Annotated in this window: 16 protein-coding genes and 3 pseudogenes; 6 read left to right on the top strand and 13 right to left on the bottom strand. The window is 45.9% G+C overall.

Going from position 1 to position 17,920, the window contains the following annotated elements; genetic code table 11:
• Nucleotides 1-46 precede the first annotated feature (46 nt).
• Nucleotides 47-1,113 (top strand): ISKra4 family transposase gene (locus OSC7112_RS07050; protein WP_150111641.1). Its coding sequence is split into 2 segments (ribosomal slippage): nt 47-215 and nt 215-1,113, totalling 1,068 coding nucleotides; the frame shifts between segments, so codons are not numbered across the junction.
• 28 nt (nt 1,114-1,141) lie between these two features.
• A pseudogene (locus tag OSC7112_RS07055) lies at nt 1,142-1,480 on the top strand (MBL fold metallo-hydrolase); the annotation flags it as partial.
• A gap of 148 nt (nt 1,481-1,628) precedes the next feature.
• On the opposite strand, the gene OSC7112_RS07060 reads toward OSC7112_RS07055, so the two are convergent.
• The 7 genes from OSC7112_RS07060 to OSC7112_RS35410 form a co-directional block, all read right to left on the bottom strand.
• A complete protein-coding gene (locus OSC7112_RS07060; RefSeq protein ID WP_015175262.1) occupies nt 1,629-2,261 on the bottom strand; it encodes a 4Fe-4S single cluster domain-containing protein in 633 nt (210 codons plus the stop codon).
• A complete protein-coding gene (locus tag OSC7112_RS07065; protein WP_015175263.1) occupies nt 2,258-3,073 on the bottom strand; it encodes a radical SAM protein in 816 nt (271 codons plus the stop codon). The genes OSC7112_RS07060 and OSC7112_RS07065 overlap by 4 nt, the downstream gene beginning before the upstream one ends.
• A gap of 47 nt (nt 3,074-3,120) precedes the next feature.
• Entirely contained in the window at nt 3,121-3,951 is an 831-nt protein-coding gene (locus OSC7112_RS07070) for an acyl-CoA desaturase (protein WP_015175264.1), read from the bottom strand.
• A gap of 106 nt (nt 3,952-4,057) precedes the next feature.
• Complete coding sequence (locus tag OSC7112_RS39475; RefSeq protein ID WP_015175265.1) at nt 4,058-4,207, bottom strand: hypothetical protein; 150 nt, start codon at nt 4,205-4,207, stop codon at nt 4,058-4,060.
• A 2-nt stretch (nt 4,208-4,209) separates the two neighbouring features.
• Entirely contained in the window at nt 4,210-4,743 is a 534-nt protein-coding gene (gene petC, locus OSC7112_RS07075; protein WP_015175266.1) for a cytochrome b6-f complex iron-sulfur subunit, read from the bottom strand.
• Nucleotides 4,744-4,764: 21 nt separating this feature from the next.
• Nucleotides 4,765-4,980: a YgaP family membrane protein gene (locus tag OSC7112_RS07080; protein WP_015175267.1), complete on the bottom strand. Its 216-nt coding sequence runs from the start codon at nt 4,978-4,980 to the stop codon at nt 4,765-4,767.
• A gap of 31 nt (nt 4,981-5,011) precedes the next feature.
• The gene (locus OSC7112_RS35410; protein ID WP_015175268.1) at nt 5,012-5,386 is read right to left on the bottom strand and encodes a DUF4405 domain-containing protein; all 375 of its coding nucleotides are present in this window, start codon (nt 5,384-5,386) and stop codon (nt 5,012-5,014) included.
• A gap of 707 nt (nt 5,387-6,093) precedes the next feature.
• On the opposite strand from OSC7112_RS35410, the pseudogene OSC7112_RS07090 reads away from it, so the two are divergent.
• A pseudogene (locus OSC7112_RS07090) lies at nt 6,094-6,747 on the top strand (photosynthetic reaction center family protein); the annotation flags it as partial.
• Nucleotides 6,748-6,888: 141 nt separating this feature from the next.
• On the opposite strand, the gene tnpA reads toward OSC7112_RS07090, so the two are convergent.
• Nucleotides 6,889-7,302: an IS200/IS605 family transposase gene (gene tnpA / locus OSC7112_RS07095; RefSeq protein ID WP_015175269.1), complete on the bottom strand. Its 414-nt coding sequence runs from the start codon at nt 7,300-7,302 to the stop codon at nt 6,889-6,891.
• Nucleotides 7,303-7,347: 45 nt separating this feature from the next.
• On the opposite strand from tnpA, the gene OSC7112_RS07100 reads away from it, so the two are divergent.
• Nucleotides 7,348-8,751 carry an RNA-guided endonuclease InsQ/TnpB family protein gene (locus OSC7112_RS07100; RefSeq protein ID WP_015175270.1) on the top strand — a complete coding sequence of 468 codons (1,404 nt, stop codon included), beginning with the start codon at nt 7,348-7,350 and terminating at the stop codon, nt 8,749-8,751.
• Between the two features lie 30 nt (nt 8,752-8,781).
• Nucleotides 8,782-9,210 (top strand): annotated as a pseudogene (locus OSC7112_RS07105) (photosynthetic reaction center family protein); the annotation flags it as partial.
• A gap of 146 nt (nt 9,211-9,356) precedes the next feature.
• Here OSC7112_RS07105 and hcp read toward each other — a convergent pair.
• The 4 genes from hcp to acsF form a co-directional block, all read right to left on the bottom strand.
• Nucleotides 9,357-11,006, bottom strand: coding sequence for a hydroxylamine reductase (gene hcp, locus OSC7112_RS07110; protein WP_015175271.1), 1,650 nt, complete (start codon nt 11,004-11,006; stop codon nt 9,357-9,359).
• 255 nt (nt 11,007-11,261) lie between these two features.
• Nucleotides 11,262-12,659, bottom strand: coding sequence for an oxygen-independent coproporphyrinogen III oxidase (gene hemN / locus OSC7112_RS07115; protein WP_015175272.1), 1,398 nt, complete (start codon nt 12,657-12,659; stop codon nt 11,262-11,264).
• A 348-nt stretch (nt 12,660-13,007) separates the two neighbouring features.
• The gene (locus tag OSC7112_RS07120; RefSeq protein WP_015175273.1) at nt 13,008-13,754 is read right to left on the bottom strand and encodes a biliverdin-producing heme oxygenase; all 747 of its coding nucleotides are present in this window, start codon (nt 13,752-13,754) and stop codon (nt 13,008-13,010) included.
• A gap of 11 nt (nt 13,755-13,765) precedes the next feature.
• The gene (acsF, locus tag OSC7112_RS07125; protein WP_015175274.1) at nt 13,766-14,842 is read right to left on the bottom strand and encodes a magnesium-protoporphyrin IX monomethyl ester (oxidative) cyclase; all 1,077 of its coding nucleotides are present in this window, start codon (nt 14,840-14,842) and stop codon (nt 13,766-13,768) included.
• Nucleotides 14,843-15,113: 271 nt separating this feature from the next.
• Between acsF and OSC7112_RS07130 the strand changes: the two genes are divergently transcribed.
• Entirely contained in the window at nt 15,114-15,515 is a 402-nt protein-coding gene (locus OSC7112_RS07130; RefSeq protein ID WP_015175275.1) for a winged helix-turn-helix transcriptional regulator, read from the top strand.
• A 235-nt stretch (nt 15,516-15,750) separates the two neighbouring features.
• Here the strand turns inward: OSC7112_RS07130 and ltrA are convergent, their stop codons facing one another.
• Complete coding sequence (ltrA, locus tag OSC7112_RS07135) at nt 15,751-17,568, bottom strand: group II intron reverse transcriptase/maturase (RefSeq protein WP_015174099.1); 1,818 nt, start codon at nt 17,566-17,568, stop codon at nt 15,751-15,753.
• Between the last annotated feature and the right edge of the window lie 352 nt (nt 17,569-17,920).

The raw sequence follows: 17,920 nt of genomic DNA on the forward strand, positions 1-17,920 counted from the left end.
AATGAAAAAGCTAGTAAAATCGTCAAATAAAGATGAGGTAAATAAAATGACACCCTCAGACCAACAACAACTAAAAGCCCACTTAAAAGCGGTAGCAAAAATTCTTTACAGAAATACAGAGCCAACTGAGTTAAAAACTTTTGAAAGTATAGAAAAAGCAGTCCGTCAGAAAATGTTATCAGAGGTTGGTCCAGAAATAGGTAGCTTTTTTTTTCAGCAGTATCAGGAATTCAAACAGGAAAACCCCGAAAAATAAAATCAATAATCGGATCGCTCGACATTACAGATAATCAGGCAAAATATTTTGGCTTAAAAGCTTACAGTCAATTTAGTCCCCTGATGGAAAATTGCTGTCTTTTAATCAGTGCTAACGAATCTTATCAAATGGCAGAAAAAGATTTGGAAAAATTTACTGGGATCAAAATTTCTCACAGTACATTACAAAGATTAGTCAAAAGACAAGAATTGGAATTGCCTACATCTCAACAAGGAGTCAAAGAAATTACATTGGATGGCGGTAAAGTCAGACTACGCAACGCAACCAAGGGCGAGAGCTGTTACTGGAAAGACTATAAAGCCGTGTGTTTAGATAATATTTATGCGGGAGCGTTTTTTCAAAATAATCAAGATTTAATTGATTGGACTAATAGCCAAAAATTACTACATCCTATGTATTGCCTCGGAGATGGCCATGCCGGAATTTGGAACATATTTAAAGAAATTGGAGACAATGAACAAAGACAAGAAATCTTAGATTGGTATCATCTGAAAGAAAATCTCTACAAGGTAGGGGGTTCAATAAAACGATTGAAATTAGCCGAAAATATGTTATGGCAAGGCAAAGTTGATGAAGTTATAAATTTATTTAAAGACTTTAAAGGTCAAGCATTTAAAACGTTTTGCAATTATTTAGATACCCATCGCTGCCGAATAGTAAATTACCAATACTACAAAGAAGAATCCATAAGTTCGATTGGTTCTGGAACAGTGGAATCAACAATAAAACGCATTGGATTAAGGGTAAAAATATCGGGAGCGCAATGGAATATTGAGAACGTTTCCTCTATGCTTGCTCTTCGCTGTGCTTATCTCAACGGTCAACTTTCAATTTGATGTATGTGCCAAAGTGAGATGCACCCGTGTAGAAATTCAATTGTCTGGTAGCGAACCGCATCAAATCGCAGATGATTTGTTGATTATTTCTGTACCTGGTCACACGAAAGGTCACACAGTTTTGCTTTACAATAACAAGTTTTTGTTCACCGGCGATCATCTTGCTTGGTCGGAAAGTTGGCAGCAGCTAGTTGGCTTTCGCGAAGTCTGTTGGTATTCTTGGCCGGAACAAATCAAATCAATGCAGAATTTGGCTAATTACTCGTTTGAATGGGTCTTGCCGGGACACGGCCGCAGGTATAATGCCGATCGACAAACAATGAGCAATCAAATGCAAAAGTGTATTGCTTGGATGCTCGATGCTTAATGCGATCGGGTTCATAACTCCGACTCGGCCAGATTCATTTGACCTTCATCATCCAGGATACAAGCCCCCGGATTCATCCGTCCAGAAATAAAAAACCTGTATCCGATGAAGGAGTCCCCCGAATTTATCCGTGGGGTCAATCTAAAATCTAAAATCTAAAATCTAAAATCGATTGACCCCGGTAGCCTGTGAAAATCCGACTGCCATCTTTGAGAATATGAATCTCCATCCGATCGCTCGACCAAGTGAGTCGATCCCCAAAAGCAGGATTGAAAAGATGGACGCGCTGGTTGCTGGAAGAAACGAGAGAATCGGGTGAGTTGACTGCCAAAGACTGCACGTAGGCACCATCGATTAAAATATCGAGTTGTTCGAGCAACTCCTCAGCACCGGCGGGCCCCTGTTGGGATCGCAATTGTTCTAACGTGAAGCCAGTAAACGACATGACATTTAATCCTGCTGCTTTGACTTGGCGTGCCAAATCTGCCAAGGCTGCAGCTTGCCAAAAAGGTTCTCCGCCCGAAAAAGTGACGCCTTGATTGCGAGGATTGCTGAGAATCTGCTGGACAAGGGCATCAACGCTGATTAGTCGATCGATCTCAAAGGACCAGGAAGCCGGATTAAAGCAGCCCGGACACTCCCGCAGACATCCCTGCACCCAGATCGCGGCTCGACAACCAGGCCCATTCACTTCCGACTCGTCTACATATCCCATGATGTTGAGATAGCCAGGGGGAATGTCTAAAAGCTGAAAATATGGGTTTGTTTTCTGAGGTTTCATCGGTTCTCTCCCTCTTGTTTTAATAATGGGTAACGCACTGGAATTCCTGTGACACGTTCAATGCGATCGGCAAAAACCTGTAGCACTTCAGGATTGACTTGCTTCAGTTGCCTTGTCGGATACAAACAGGCATTGGGCGGATCGTTCCCTCGTGCTTCTAGCTGATGCGTCAGGGGGCAAAGTCGCGTCGGCGTGTTGAGTTGGATTTCGTCGGGCAGTAATGCTTGCATCCGCCGGATGTACTCTGCCCGATCCTGTTCGTTCCACTCGGTGAGTAGCATCGTCTGAATGGCCAGGTGTCCTGAATAGAGTTGGCGAAATTGAAGTAAACCGGCCCAAATGTCCAGGAGGTTGATGCTTGGCATGGGGCGATTGATGCGACAGAATGATTCAGCAGCAATGGCATCAACTTTGACAGCTACCCAATCGGCGATCGCCAGTTCCTCACACACCGCGCGATCGTTCAGCAAACTGCCGTTTGTCAATACGCCAACGGGCTTCCCGGTCATCTCCTTCACCATAACCAGAATTTCGCCTAAATTCAGCGCCAGAGTTGGCTCACCGCTACCGCTGAGGGTGATGGTGTTCGCATCGCAGACTGAGAAAGATTGCAGATCCTGTTGAATTTTCTGAGTCGGGACAAAAACCTGGCGATTGCAAGTCTGGTGTTCAATCTCACCTAACTGGCAATACACGCAGTTAAACGAGCAACTAGAATCAGGCCCGATCGGATCGATCCCTAGCGATCGCCCAAAGCGCCAGGATTGCACAGGACCGTAAACAGAAGTGGAGGGTGTAGTGACTGTAGACATCGCTTCAGATCGATCTCCATATATTTTTGATTTTAAGGTATGCCATTTTAAGTTGGTGGCATCACCACTTTTTGGGCGATACCCAATCTCTTTAACAGCCAAATTGCCCACCAGGTAGGATCGTACTCCCACCAGCGCCAGCCTGCTTTGGCAACGTTAGGATGGGCGTGGTGGTTATTGTGCCAACCTTCGCCATAGGTGAGAACAGCCGCCCACCAAAGATTGCGTGAGTTGTCATTTGTGTCAAAGGTACGGTATCCCCACAGGTGAGTGACCGAGTTAATAAACCAGGTGCTATGCCAGAGTAAAACAGCTCGGACAAACATACCCCAGATGACAAACGACCATCCCCCCAGCGCATACAGCAGTAAACCCAGCGGGATTTGCAGCAGCAAAAAGTTTCGATTCAGCCAGCAATAAAATCGATCGCGTGCCAGATCGGGGGCAAACCGCTGGTACTGTTCATAATCGAAGAATTCTGAATTTGGGTAAAAAATCCACAGCATATGGCTCCACCAGAACCCCCGACGGGCAGAGTAGGGATCTTTATCGACATCTTCGGTATAGGCGTGGTGCAGCCGATGACCCGCCACCCAGAAAATAGGCCCTCCTTGTAAAGCAGTGGCACCGATCAGGGCGATCGCGTATTCCAGCCCTTTAGGCACCTGAAAACTGCGATGGCTCAATAGGCGGTGATAGCCCAAACAAATGCCAATACTGCCAAATAACCAGTGCAAAAAGAGGGTCATCCCCAAGGCAGACCAGGAGAAGCACCAGGGTGCTAAAAGTGCGAGAGCATGAATTGTGGTGAAAAAGAATACCGCAGTCCAATCCAGTGGATATCGAGTCGGATTTGTTGGCAACAGTTTAGCGGTCATTAATTACCTCACAAAACAACAAATTACGCAGATGGGTAAATCCATCGCCAGCAAGACTGGAAATAAACATTTAGAAAAACTCAACATCGATCGATTCCAGCAAGACTCAGCCTGTTGTTCCGTTTGTGGCTTCACTTGCTACTTCGATCCCAAGCTGCGATCGCTGAAAGCGCGCCTTGGGCGATCGCAGCGCCACCCGCAGCGCCACCCACGTCTGTTCGTCGGTTTCAATCAGATTTGTTTGGATATCATTCATGGCTAAACCCACCAGGGTTTTTTTCCCGTGCGGGGATCGGTTTCTTTCCACGGAGAAATCCAAATCGCCTCTTCTGCGACAGCCACGCGGACGAGTTTAAGGGGAAGAGGTGCTGGGCCGCGTACTACTGTGCCCTCTGGGTCATAGCGAGAACCGTGACAGGGACATTGAAATTGATTGTCATTGGGATTCCAAGGGAAAGTACAGCCCAAGTGGGTGCAGTTATCGACAATCCCCCAAGGATGGAGCGTACCATCTTCTCTGACGGTGAGGTAGGTAGGTTCCCCAGCCAATCCGGCAACTAAGGCGCGAGTTCCAAGGGGGTATGCTAAAATCTGGCTGGCCGGAATCAGATTTCCGTAAATATCTTTAGCGAGAAGCGAGCCATCTTCACTCCCCTCTGCTGGCGGAACAAAGAATTTGGCTGCAGGATAAAGAGCCGCAGTAGCTGTGGCGGCGACAGCGGCTCCTGTGAGAAAGTTGAGTAGCTGCCTTCTGGACATTAAAGGATTTTCGAGTGGGATACTTTCTTCCATTTCTCATCTCCGGGTGCAGACTTAATATTTTTGGGGATGCTGGGTTTTAGTATTAATGCCTAGCCAGCTATAGAGCGGACAAGTTCCAATTAAAGCTGTCAGGGCAGGAATAATTGAAAGAATTCCTAATCCGATTCCTAATGCCGAACCTCCATAAACACCAAAGCCGAGGTAAAGCAGTACGCCTGCTAAACTAAAGCGGATGAGGCGATCGAGCATACCCACATTATTAAACATGGCGATCCTCCTTGAGAGACTCGAATTTTTTTTACTTTTGAGTTGGTTCATCTGGTCGGTTGTGAATACTAAAAAACTCTTTTCTGATGTGCGATCGTTGTTCAAACAAGTCAGGATGTTGATGAGATTTGAGCAGGTAACTGAGATATCCACGCAAGACTCGCCAGTCTAGCAATACATGAACAACAGTTACGCATAGAGCAATAACACAAACAAGAAAATGTACATCTCCCCATTGCGATCTAGTTAAACTTAGGAACAAAGGTAGCCGCCCCGTTCCATATCCTTTGGGGGAAAACTCCAAAAGAAAGCCAGTAATTGCTGCTAGACTCCAGACAACAAGCAACGTCAAAGCAATTGTTGCTCGAACATAAGTCAATAGATGAATTTTGCGCCTGCGTGCCATAGAGAACCTCCCAATCGCCTGGATATTTTTGCCAGCGATCGCTAATCAGAAAAAAAACACTCCACAATCTCAAATGGTCTTCTGGCTTCTGCCTCAGTTTTTGACGGGTCATAAGGAATACCAATTCGATCTAACAAAGGCTCAATTGCCACAGCCTTAGCATTCAAATCGCAATCCTTAAACGGGTCATAACCGCCTTCAGGCGTGGGATGAGCTTAACTCAGGTTCGGTTCCACCACCAGATAACCAACCATCTTACAGATCTCAACTCTGCCGACAAGATAGTTACGTTCAAGCCCCTATAGTTACGGCGAGTAAAAGATTGGGAACGGCTAATAGATTGAAGCTATTCCGAAAAAATTGTTAAATTTTCGCTGGCACGAGCGCAATGACTTATTAACCCGTTCAACACTGATTTGGATGCACTACCGAGTTGCTGATGCGGTCTAATGTTCTAGCGTTCTTTCGAGCGACCAAAAACAAATCGTAACAATTTTTTTATAAGTGTCTCAAGTTCAGAATTTGAGCCAATGCTTTACCCCAATCAACTATGAGACAGCACCGGTAACTGACTTGTAGGCGAGAGAGGATTAAAGTAAAAATGTTTTTGCAGGAGCGCGAATTAAATAGCTTCCAAAAATCGATGTTATTTAATTCTTGTTTCTGAGCCAGATTACAATATCACTTTTCCTCATTTTTTTGAAATCATGACAGCTATCTTCAAACAGCGCGATCGCGCTAATGTTTGGGAGCGATTCTGCAACTGGATCGCCAGTACAGAGAATCGAATTTATATTGGCTGGTTTGGAGTCCTCTTAATTCCGACAGCCCTAACCGCAGCCATTGTCTTTGTCCTCGCCATGATTGCGGCTCCCCCCGTGGATATCGACGGGTTGCGGGAACCTGTATCCGGTTCGCTGCTCTACGGTAACAACATCATCACCGCGACGGTGGTTCCTAGCTCCAATGCCATTGGCTTGCACATTTACCCAATGTGGGAAGCCGCTTCCCTGGATGAATGGCTTTATAATGGCGGTCCCTGGCAACTAATCGTGTTCCATTTTCTGATTGCGATCTATGCCTACATGGGTCGGCAATGGGAACTGAGCTATCGGTTAGGAATGCGTCCCTGGATTGCAGTTGCCTACTCTGCTCCTGTGGCAGCAGCAACATCCGTGTTATTGATCTACCCGATCGGACAGGGCAGTTTCTCAGACGGTTTAATGCTGGGAATTTCTGGAACCTTTAACTTCATGATCGTGTTCTCTGCCGAGCACAACATCCTGATGCACCCGTTCCATATGTTGGGTGTAATAGGCGTGTTTGGCGGTGCGTTGTTTAGTGCCATGCACGGGTCTTTAGCTAGACAGACGGGAATCCCCACACCATACCGATCAAGGTTGGTGTGGGATGAAAGGCGCGTGAGACGAGGATTCCATCTGTCCACAATCTCAAGGCGCAGCTTTGAGCGGTGGACAGATGGATGACGAGACGAACAAATCTTATTCTACAGGTCTATCTTGCCCCTCAATATACTTCTTTAATTGCTCAACCGTCACGCCACCACATGAAGCAATAAAATATCCATTTGTCCAAAAAACATCTTTCCAGTAAACTTTTTCAACTTCATCTACAAACTCTTTCCGCAAATAGCGACTAGATACAGTCTTAAGATTGTTGATAAGCTTACTTGGTTCAGTTTGCGGTGTATATTGAAGCAGCAAATGTACGTGGTCACGCTCACCATTAAATTCTACCAATCTTCCTTCCCATTTTTCCATTAAGTTCTTGAAAATTTCCTCAAGCCTAGACAACATTTGATCGGTCAGAACTTTCCGCCGATACTTGGTTGTCAACACTAAATGACACTTGAGATCGGAAACTCCTCTGGCTTTATGGATAAAATCTGTACTCATAGACTTGACACCAAACAACATTCTCTGATAAATTAACACTAATTAATGCGTATCGGCTACGATGCAATGAAAGCGACCTACCAGTACCAGTTCTATCCCGACACTAATCAAAAGTTAACCCTCAACCATTGGCTGAGAATCTGTCGCTATTGGTATAATCGACAGTTAGGTGATCGATTTGATTGGTGGGAGATGAACCGCACTGCTATAAATGCTTGTCCATTGATTGCTAGCATCTCTGCGCCCCGTGCGAAGCCCAACTACTACTCCCAAAAACAACAATTGCCCGTCATTAAGAAAGACCTAGTAAAAGTTTTTCATAGTGGCGAACTTTTGGATTTTAAGCAGGTAGATTCAACCGTACTGCAAGATGTCTCTAAGCGAGTAGACAAAGCTTTCGAGCGGTTTGTCATAGGGGATAGTAAGGGCGGAAGATCGGGTAAACCCCGCTTCAAGACTGAGGCAGACTACCGGACGATGACTTTTTCTACAGCTAACAGCGACTGGATTAAGTTGGTTCGTAAGAATTGGCTTTATATCCGACTGCCAAAGCTAGGCATCATAAAAGTTCGGATGCACCGTCTAATCCCTGATGGGTTTAGCGTCAAGCAAATCAGCGTAACTAGGAAGGCTGACGGTTGGTTCATCCAAATAATGCTTGAAGACGCTTCAGTACCGCAGTTTATTCCTGATAAAATTACCCCAAACTGGAACAACTCGATCGGGTTGGATGCGGTACTGCATGAAGATGTCTACCTGGCATCATCATCGGGCGAAAAGTTGCCTTCGTTAAAACCACTTCGTAAAAACCAATCTAAGTTAGACCGCATTTCAAGGAAGCGGAATAAGCAAAAACGTGGCTCTAAATCTCGACGAAAATTAGCCAAAAAAGAAGCGAGACAACACCAAAAAATAGCGCGTTCTCGCCAAGACTTCCATTACAAAACGGCTCACAAACTTGTCAAGTCTGGAGCTAAGTTTTTCTTTCACGAAGATTTGAACTTAAAGGGCTTAACAAAGCGGAATAAAGTTAAGCAAGACGATGAGGGTAATTACCTTCCGAACGGTCAATCAGCAAAATCAGGATTGAATAAATCTTGGTTGGATGCTGCGTTCGGTCAATTTTTCAAGACGCTGGAATACATAGCCGAAAAAGCTGGATCAGTCGTCGTTTCGCAAAAACCTGCTTATACTTCAATGGTTCTGTGCTATCGGAATGAAATCATTTTTACCGATTGTGGGATACGGAATTATTGGGATGAGCAAAACTCTCTGATGGTTGATCGCGATATTAATGCTGCGATAAATCTAAAGAGACTTGGGTTGGACATTTTCCCAAGTATAAAACGCCGTAGCGGGAATCTTTCTGTGGTGGGAACTATGGATGACAGTACCGTAAAGGAAATCTTGCACACCCTTCATCGGGCTGCTAAGAAGCCCACATCATAACTGTACTCAGTTTGATGTGGGAGTATGTCACTAACCTCCAGTCTGGTGCGCGAAACGACCGAACAAGAGTCTCAAAACTATGGCTATAAATTTGGTCAAGAGGAGGAAACCTACAACATTCAAGCAGCCCACGGCTACTTTGGACGGCTGATCTTCCAGTATGCCAGTTTCAATAATTCCCGCGCTTTGCACTTTTTCCTGGCTGCCTGGCCCGTAGTCGGAATTTGGTTTGCGGCATTGGGAATTAGCACCATGTCTTTCAACCTGAATGGACTCAATTTCAACAATTCCATCCTAGACAGCCAGGGACGACCGATTGCCACCTGGGCAGATATCCTCAACCGTGCCAATCTAGGGATTGAGGTGATGCACGAGCGCAATGCCCATAACTTCCCCCTGGATTTAGCTTCTGCTGAAGCTCAACCGATCGCCCTAGTGACTCCTGCCATTAAGAGCTAAGCGGTTGAACGACAAGTCTTCTATAAGTGCAATAGCACCCCTTATGGGATGCTATTGCACTTATAGAAGAGATATAAATGGCAAAGATCGCGGCTACACAAACAAAGCCCCAAAGGCACGCACAGATGGAAACCCAGAACTCCCACTCAGTTCAAACAAGCTGCCAGATCGGCATCGGGGGTGGTAATGGGCTGCAAGTTGTATTGCTCCGACAGAAGCTTGAATACATTGGGAGAAATAAACGCCGGTAATGTCGGCCCTAGGCGAATGTTTTTAATCCCCAGATGCAAGAGAGTTAGCAAGACGGCTACTGCCTTCTGTTCATACCAGGACAGAATCATGGACAGGGGTATATCGTTGACACCTACCTCAAAGGCATTGGCTAGGGCTACAGCAATCTGAATCGCGGAGTAGGCATCGTTGCACTGACCAACATCCATCAGGCGGGGTAGTCCGTCAATGTCGCCCATTTGTCGATCGAAGAAGCGAAACTTGCCGCAAGCTAGGGTGAGCACGACACAATCATCAGGCACTTTTTCGACGAACTCGGTGTAGTAGTTGCGATCGGGTTTGGCTCCATCACAGCCCCCCACCAGGAAGAAATGGCGGATTTTACGCTGTTTCACAGCCTCAATGATTTTATCTGCCACCCCTAGGACTGTATTGTGGGCAAAACCAACTGTGACTTCCCTGGCCGGTGCATCTTCAGTAAAGCCGGGAAGTGCCAGTGCTTTCTCAATAACGGGAGTAAAATCGGGTGTGCCACTGTCGATCGCACTCAAGTTAATAATGCCGGGATAGCCGACTGGGCCAACGCTAAAGAGTTTATCTTCATAATAGGAATGAGTTGGCATTAAGCAGTTGGTCGTAATCACGATCGCACCGGGGAACTTGGCAAAATCCTTAGTTTGGTTCTGCCAAGCGGTGCCGTAGTGACCGTAGAGATGGGGGTACTGCTGTTTGAGTTTGGGATAACCGTGGGCGGGGAGAAGTTCGCCGTGGGTGTAAACCGTAATTCCAGTGGCTGCGGTTTGCTTCAGTATGGCTTCGAGTTGTTTGATGTCATGTCCTGAAACCAGAATCGCCTTCCCTTGCCGTGGATTGAGGGGAACAGGCGTGGGAATTGGGTGCCCGTAGGTAGTGGTATGTCCGGCATCCAACAGTTCCATCGATCGCAGATTGATGGCTCCCACCTCAAGAGCAAGATTCACCCACTCCTGCAAGCCCAAGGTCTGGTTATCGAGAGCGGTCAGCGCTTCATAAATGAAACGATACACCCGCTCGTCTTCCTGTCCAACTTCGTAGGCGTGGAAGGTGTAGGAGGCAAGACCCTTAACGCCGTATAGTACGGTGAGTTTGAGCGAGAAAATATCCACATCCGAGGCAGACTGACTGAGGAACTGGAGGGAAATCTGCTCACCCTGCTCAACGAGGTTCTCGTCAAAGTTGGGTTCCCAGTTGGAAATTTCAGCCCAAGTGGGTGGATTGTCTGTTGCTTGCTGTACTTGAGCCTTGAGGTTGGCGCGATGGGCGATCGCTTCCTGGAGATACTCAACAAACCGCTTTTCGGAAAAGTTGACATTCGTCATCGTGGCAAATATCGCTTCGCAGGTGAAGACATCCACTGCATGAGTATCAATGCCTAACTCCTTTGCTTTCAGGGCAATCGGAGCCAACCCGCGCAGATAATAAATCAGCAGATCTTGGATAGCATTCACCTGGGGACTTTTCCCACAAGCACCAAACTGATGGCATCCTTGTCCGCTTGCTGTTTGTTCGCATTGTTCGCAGAACATAGATTTTTTCCTTGTTGAATTGGTTATAATTTACGCAACAACTCGGTTATGAAAGTATTTATCCGTCCCTAACTATGTTAACAAATCTGAGTTAACAACTCTGACAAGCGAATTTCAAAGGTGATACCCGCCACGTGATTTATCCGTGGAATCAATCCCAAATCGAAAATCGAAAATCCTCAAGAAAGAGCATTTATCTCGCGCAAGTCAATCTCAAATCTAAAATCTAAAATCGCGCAATCGATTGACGATGATTCATAGGGACTTGGAAAACCGTTTGCTGGAGTGGGGGATGAGATAGCTATCAAACACGGAGGCAATATTGCGAATTAGCAATCGCCCGATCGCTGTTACTTCAATGCCATCGCCCCAACGTTTGATTAACCCATCGGCTTCTAAGGCATCAAGTTGTGGCAAAACCTGGGCGAAATAGTCATTAAAATCGAGATCGAAGCCGAGATGGTATTTTTCTTCCAAATCTTGCACCGACAGTTGGAATTGACACATTAATTCCATGATTACTGTGCGCCGAATCAGATCGTCCTGATTAAGTATAACACCTTTTTCGATCGGCAATTCGTTCCCATCGATCGCCCGATAAAAGTCTTTTAATCCCTTGTGGTTTTGGGTATACACATCCTGCAACATACTGATGGAAGTCATGCCAAAGCCCAACAGATCCGATTCGGGCTTAGTGGTATAACCCTGAAAATTACGATGGAGTTGCCCAGCTTGTTGCGCGATCGCCAGTTCATCGTTAGGCTTGGCAAAGTGATCCATGCCAATAAACACATAGCCATTTTGGGTTAGTTGGGCGATCGTACTTTGCAGAATTTTCAGCTTTTCGCCAGCAGTCGGCAAAGCAGATTCCGGCATCCGTTTCTGAACCGGTTTGAGCCAGGGAACATAGGCAAAATTAAAGACGGCAATGCGATCGGGATTTAATTGCAAGGTCTTCTGTACCGTTTCCTGGAACGTTGCTTGTGTCTGGAAAGGTAAGCCGTAAATCAAATCTACATTGACACTTTCAAACCCTGCTTCCCGAATCCAATCCATCACATCAAACAACATCGCTTCGGGCTGCACCCGATTGATTGCTTCCTGCACGGTGGGATTAAAGTCTTGAATGCCAAAGCTAATCCGATTGAAGCCTAATTGTCGCAGAAATAGAATATATTCGCGATCGATATAGCTAGGATTGACTTCGATCGATATTTCTGCCGCGTCATCGAACCGAAAATATCGATTTAACTGGTTCCACAGACACTCTACCTGACTGCGATCGAGATAGTTGGGCGTGCCGCCGCCCCAGTGCAACTGATGCACCAGCCGATCGGCATCCACCAAAGTGGCAACTTGGCGAATTTGGCTAGCGAGATACCCTAAATAGGGTTGTATCACCTCCTTGCGCTGGGTAATGATGGTATTGCAGCCGCAGAAATAACAGGGCGTTTCACAAAAGGGGATGTGGCAGTAAAGCGATAAGGGAGTTTGTTTGTGATTGCCGACGGCGATCGCGGTTATAAATGCTTTGCGATCGAAGTCAGTGCTTAATTCTGTGGCGGGTGGATAGCTGGTATAGCGAGGTAAAGGCTGGTTGTATTTATTCAACAATGCAGCATCAAATTCAACTGTTTGTGATAAGTGTTTCATTAACTGATGTGTCCTTTTGGTAGTGTATAATATCAATTCCGGTTGCACCGTCCGTGATTGTTGACAGTTGACAGTTGACAGTTGACAGTTGACAGTTGACAGTTGACAAGCGAAATATTTTACACCTACTTTCCAGCTTCCAGATTCATCTGTGGAGTCAATTCTAAAATCTAAAATCTAAAATCTAAAATCGACTGACTGTTTACTGTTGACTCGGGGTCGAAAAACTCAATGGTTGAGTGTTAACTGTTGACTCGATTTTATGATTCCGATGCAACCGGAAACGATATAACTTCAGAGCCCCGGCATATTTTAGAGATACGATCGATCTTGTTTTCCTCGATCGATCTATTTCGCGACAGATTCTCGCTGGGCAGCATGAGAGTGGCGTTCTGTACTGCCGGGGCGATCTTGCCGAGTCAGCAAATCAAAGGTATGGTCTCCAATCGCCGCTTTGACATCGGCTTCGAGTTCGTGCATCACATCCCGGTTGAGGGCAAATGCCGTATTTGCTTCTGCGACAATTCGCTCGATCGTGTCAGCATCCACCGGAAACTCATCCAGGGTTTGGCGATAGCGTTCCTTAAATACTCGCCTTGCTTCTGGTGTCGAGATTTGGGAAAATTCATAGAAATTTGTTCCCCGATCCGGCGGCAGAGACAACGCCGATCGAATCACGTTTTTCAAGCTTTGTCCGCCGGATAAATCACCCATGTAGCGGGTGTAGGCATGGGCAATCAGCAGGACTGGATCGGTTTTTGAGAGGGTTTGAATGCGATCGCGATACACACAACCCGCTGGCGAAGCCGTAATTTCCTCCAGCCAATCTTCACCGTAATAAAAAGCTAGATCGCAAGCCAGATTCTCAGTGCGATTTAACTCAGGGAAATAGAGAGTCCCGATAATCGGGTGGCTGACATGGTTCTGCAAAGCCGTTTCTAGGGCGCTGTAAACAAAGTACAAATCGGCAAATAGTTTACGCAAAGGTTCCCGTTCCACAATGCCTTTGATAAAGCATTTCATAAATGCCGTATTTTCGGCTGTGGTGTGGGATTGGATCGTGCCTTCTCGGAGGCGTGTCGATAGATTAGTCATGGCAATATCTCCTAATTAATAGCGGTTCTGGACGATTCAGCATTAATCGAGGGCAGTAAATAAAGGCGCAACAACTGCCAGAAAATCGCAGCAATCAAGGGTAATTTTTGGCAAAATTGGATGGCGGCAGGGCGCTGGTTACTTGAGATTTCTGCTAGCTTCTGATTGGCGATCGCGCATCGCTCCAAACGGGGAAAGAATTCTGGATGGTGAGTATCTAAAATACTGGGAAACGCCCGTTTTGCCGTTTCATTGGTGCGATCGATCACCTGCTTGTTATATTCCTGGGGGTCGATGCCGATCGAGTCATAAAATGTGGAGCGTTCCAACACCGTCATAGTGTGGGTGGCAAACACCGTCAGCAGGAAAAAGCGCGCCCAGAGTCTTGCCTTCCAGTTATTCCAAAGCTGAGGCTGCGATCGCAACAATGCCTTGAAGAAATCCCCATGCCGATTTTCGTCTTGGCACCAATTCTCGAAGTAGCGAAACAGGGGATAAATTTGATGTTCGGGATGTTGTTGGAGATGGCGATACACCAAAATATAGCGCCAGTAGCCAATTTTTTCCGACAGATAAACAGTATAAATTACCCATTCGGGAGGGAAGAATGTGTAGGTACGATTTTTTGTTAAATAGCCCAGATCCAGAGACAACCCAAAATCTGCCATTGCTTTATTCAAGAAACCTGCATGGCGCGCTTCATCCCGTGCCAGTAGGTTAAAGGCTTCCGATAACAACGGTTGGCGATTCTTGAGTTTGCGGGAGAGTTCTTTGAACAACAGAAAACCCGAAAATTCTGAGGTACAGGAGCGCTCTAGAAAGTCAATAAATGCCTTTCGCGTTTCGCCATCAATGTTGTCCCAGCATTGCTCAAACTCTTGATTGCGGACAAAATGGTGCCGGTTATAGTCCGCGCGCAATTCTGCTACAACTGCTTCTAATTCTGCTTGTTGACCGGACAGATCCATTTCGGCAACGGCATCAAAATTGGTGGTGTAAAAGCGGGGTGTTAACAGGGTTTCTTGAACGGGTGCTTTAATGCCGGATGGCAGACCAGCAGACTCCGATTTACTAATTGAACTGACCATAGGAGTGGAGAGTGGATTTTTCGGAATAGATGACTGTGCACCACATTGCCTTAATCCGCGATCGCCCACAAGTCAGTTACCAGTGCTATCCTATAGTTACTTGAGGTAAAGCATTGAAGCAAATAGGACGCTTGAGCCATTTCTAAAGAAATATTAATTTTCGGGTTTGGCAAATCAAAAAAACGTTACAAACATTTTAGAAGTCCAACCCAGCTTGAGATTGCGATCGCGCAGTTATCTACCCCTGGAATATCCATTTTGAAGGGAGTTTATGGTGGAAGCGAGTCAGTGCATAGAGGTTAAATGTCCGATTCAATTTGTGCTGGATTTGTTGGACAATAAATGGTCTATTTTGGTTCTACGCGAACTGTTTGGAGGCGCGAGGCGTACCCACGAATTACTCGCGGCACTTCCTGGTATCAGCACCAAAACCCTCACCCAACGCCTCCGAGAGTTGGAATCTCAAGGGTTAGTCGATCGCCGCGTTTATGCCGAGATTCCGCCCCGTGTAGAATATTCTCTCACGCCCAAGGGTCGCCAAATTCAACCGGTGATGACAGCCCTGCATCAAGTAGGATCGCAGTGGCTGGGACAGGAGAGTTGTATTTGTCCCCTAACACACTCGGATGCTAACGACGATCGCATAGACGATTCAGGTATAATTTCAGATTAAAAATTTGATACTCCCGGGCCCTAAAGGGACGGGGATTCTTGAAGAGTCCAGATACGAACCTTCAAAGGCGAAATCAAAGCGCCCCTACAGACTCCTTTCAGGCATAGCCCTAAAGTTGCCGATACTTTCCGCAAAATGATTAAAGTCAGTGAAGGAGTCGCCTCCTCCACTGCTCTCCAAAACGGAACGTGATAGTTTCCCATCATTCCGCTCCTCAATAAAACGGCTGTTGTCATCAGTACGTCATTACCAACATATCGTTTTCCCAAGCCCAAAGGCTTGGTTCCACTGGTGGCTTAGGTTTAGCACTTTTGCAGCTAGATTTGTTACCAAGACTGCCATCATTGGCAGTCTTTGTGTCGTGGCAATGTCGATGGAGTAGCTGCCAATTATCATACGATTCCTTTCCACCTTTCGATTTGGGGGCGATGTGGTCAACCTCTATCGAATCTCCATCTTTGAAGTAGTTATCGCAGTGAGCGCATTTCCCTTTTTGTCGCTTGAGTAGTTTGGCTACTCTTACGGGTATTTCTGGGTGTACTCCCATTCTTGAACTCCAATATATCCAGTCACCGTCATAGGGTGATGCCATCCCTTTTACTTTTACATAGCGCTTTATTTCAGTGGAACTATGTTGTATGAGCTTTAGAGGATTGTTACCCTCTCCGGTTGCGAACACCCAGTTATTGCCTTCTACGGTTTTGAAGTATTTAAGGCGTGTCCATCCTCTGCCCTTGTTCCTATGACGATGGCGACCCCATTTGAGAAGCTTCCAAACCACTAAGTGCCACAGCCTATCAAATATTTTCTTGCTGACGACTGTTGAGAAGTAGTTACACCAACCCCTAATGATAGGATTGAGATTTTTTATTAAAGTCGCTTGGTTTAACCCACGCGATTTATTTATTACTTCCGCAACTTTTCTGTAGTGCCTTTTCTGACTTTCCTTGCTAGGGCTGATAATAGTTTTAAAGCCCAATAAAGTGCCTCTAGTTCCCTTACTTGAGTTGTGTTTTCCTACTGGAAACTGCCTGATGTTGAATCCTAGAAAGTTAAATCCAGGTTTTTCATCATCTAGTTTATTCAGGGTGTGGGCTAATCTTGTTTTACTCGGCTTTAATTCTAACCCAATGTCACTTAACCACTTCTCTATCTCAACCTTACACAGCTTCACAACTTCTACATCCTCATGGAGAACTACGAAATCGTCCGCATATCGTATCAGTGAAATCGATTTGATTTTGTCTCGTAATCCATAAGTATGACCACGAGAGTCTCTCATCTCGAATTTTGGGGCTAAACCCATAATCAATTCCTCAATCCCATGTAAGGCGACATTGGCAAGTAGAGGTGAAATCACCCCGCCCTGTGGTGTCCCTTCATCAGTTGGGAACAGCTTGTTTCCATCCATAACACCAGCTTTTAACCAAGCCCGGATTTGTCTCCGTAGGGTAGGATAGGTATTTAATTTTGAGAGAAGTACATCATGGTTAATGCGGTCGAAGCATTTACTGATATCGGCATCCAGCACATATTTTGATTTCTGACTTACCGCACTGAATATTGCTCCTATTGCATCGTGGCACGAGCGTCCTGGTCTGAACCCGTATGAGTTAGGTTCAAATCGCGCTTCCCATTCTGGTTCTAACACCAGTTTGACTAACGCTTGCAAGGCTCGGTCTTCCATTGTCGGTATGCCTAACGGTCTTTCCTCATCTGTCCCTGGTTTGGGTATCCAAACTCGGCGTGTTGGCTTAACCTTTGAACCCAATGATATTTTATCTATCAGTGCGAGACGTTGCTTTGGGGTCAGCGATTTAACACCGTCCACGCCTGCCGTCTTCTTTCCTTGATTATCTTGTGTTACCCGACGAACCGATAATGCTTTTGCTGCCCAAGAACTTATCAACAGTTTCTGGAGTCTGCGTACTAGCTTGACATCACCACGATTAGACGCTTGATATATCCGCTTTTGCAATTTAAAAACGTTACGCTCTAGCTTTCGCCAGTTGATATCGTTCCATTCATACATCGGTTTTTCTACCGTGTTCATAACATATTCATTGCTACTTGTAGCTATACCATCCGTATTACCGTAAGTCCGTTAGCATATCCTCACCATTGCAGTGAGGCGTTGGCTTTTGACTCAATCTCTACCACCTGTTACCTGGAAGTCCAGATGTTTCGTCTTAGCTGACTGCTCGAAGTATTCGACCTCTTCGAGAGTAATCAGGTGGGTTACTTCGTTCCTCATAACCATTGGTCTGTTCCGTTAGGATGTCACCTCTTCACCGAGTTTTTGGGTAACGTAGGTATGTCGGGCAAAATTCTCATACCACCCTGTACTAATGCCCTTTTGGGACTACCAGCGCATAAAGCCTTATTTCGCTGGTTCGCCGTAACGG

Source organism: Oscillatoria nigro-viridis PCC 7112 (genome assembly GCF_000317475.1).
GTDB lineage: Bacteria > Cyanobacteriota > Cyanobacteriia > Cyanobacteriales > Microcoleaceae > Microcoleus > Microcoleus nigroviridis.

What these genes read in the sequence shown, in the direction of transcription:
- OSC7112_RS07120 (WP_015175273.1), bottom strand. Translation starts at nt 13,754, where the DNA reads ATGACTAATCTATCGACACGCCTCCGAGAAGGCACGATCCAATCCCAC.
- OSC7112_RS07070 (WP_015175264.1), bottom strand. Translation starts at nt 3,951, where the DNA reads ATGACCGCTAAACTGTTGCCAACAAATCCGACTCGATATCCACTGGAT.
- acsF (WP_015175274.1), bottom strand. Translation starts at nt 14,842, where the DNA reads ATGGTCAGTTCAATTAGTAAATCGGAGTCTGCTGGTCTGCCATCCGGC.
- OSC7112_RS07060 (WP_015175262.1), bottom strand. Translation starts at nt 2,261, where the DNA reads ATGAAACCTCAGAAAACAAACCCATATTTTCAGCTTTTAGACATTCCC.
- tnpA (WP_015175269.1), bottom strand. Translation starts at nt 7,302, where the DNA reads ATGAGTACAGATTTTATCCATAAAGCCAGAGGAGTTTCCGATCTCAAG.
- hemN (WP_015175272.1), bottom strand. Translation starts at nt 12,659, where the DNA reads ATGAAACACTTATCACAAACAGTTGAATTTGATGCTGCATTGTTGAAT.
- OSC7112_RS07065 (WP_015175263.1), bottom strand. Translation starts at nt 3,073, where the DNA reads ATGTCTACAGTCACTACACCCTCCACTTCTGTTTACGGTCCTGTGCAA.
- petC (WP_015175266.1), bottom strand. Translation starts at nt 4,743, where the DNA reads ATGGAAGAAAGTATCCCACTCGAAAATCCTTTAATGTCCAGAAGGCAG.
- OSC7112_RS35410 (WP_015175268.1), bottom strand. Translation starts at nt 5,386, where the DNA reads ATGGCACGCAGGCGCAAAATTCATCTATTGACTTATGTTCGAGCAACA.
- OSC7112_RS07080 (WP_015175267.1), bottom strand. Translation starts at nt 4,980, where the DNA reads ATGTTTAATAATGTGGGTATGCTCGATCGCCTCATCCGCTTTAGTTTA.
- hcp (WP_015175271.1), bottom strand. Translation starts at nt 11,006, where the DNA reads ATGTTCTGCGAACAATGCGAACAAACAGCAAGCGGACAAGGATGCCAT.
- OSC7112_RS07130 (WP_015175275.1), top strand. Translation starts at nt 15,114, where the DNA reads ATGGTGGAAGCGAGTCAGTGCATAGAGGTTAAATGTCCGATTCAATTT.
- OSC7112_RS39475 (WP_015175265.1), bottom strand. Translation starts at nt 4,207, where the DNA reads ATGAATGATATCCAAACAAATCTGATTGAAACCGACGAACAGACGTGG.
- OSC7112_RS07100 (WP_015175270.1), top strand. Translation starts at nt 7,348, where the DNA reads ATGCGTATCGGCTACGATGCAATGAAAGCGACCTACCAGTACCAGTTC.
- ltrA (WP_015174099.1), bottom strand. Translation starts at nt 17,568, where the DNA reads ATGAACACGGTAGAAAAACCGATGTATGAATGGAACGATATCAACTGG.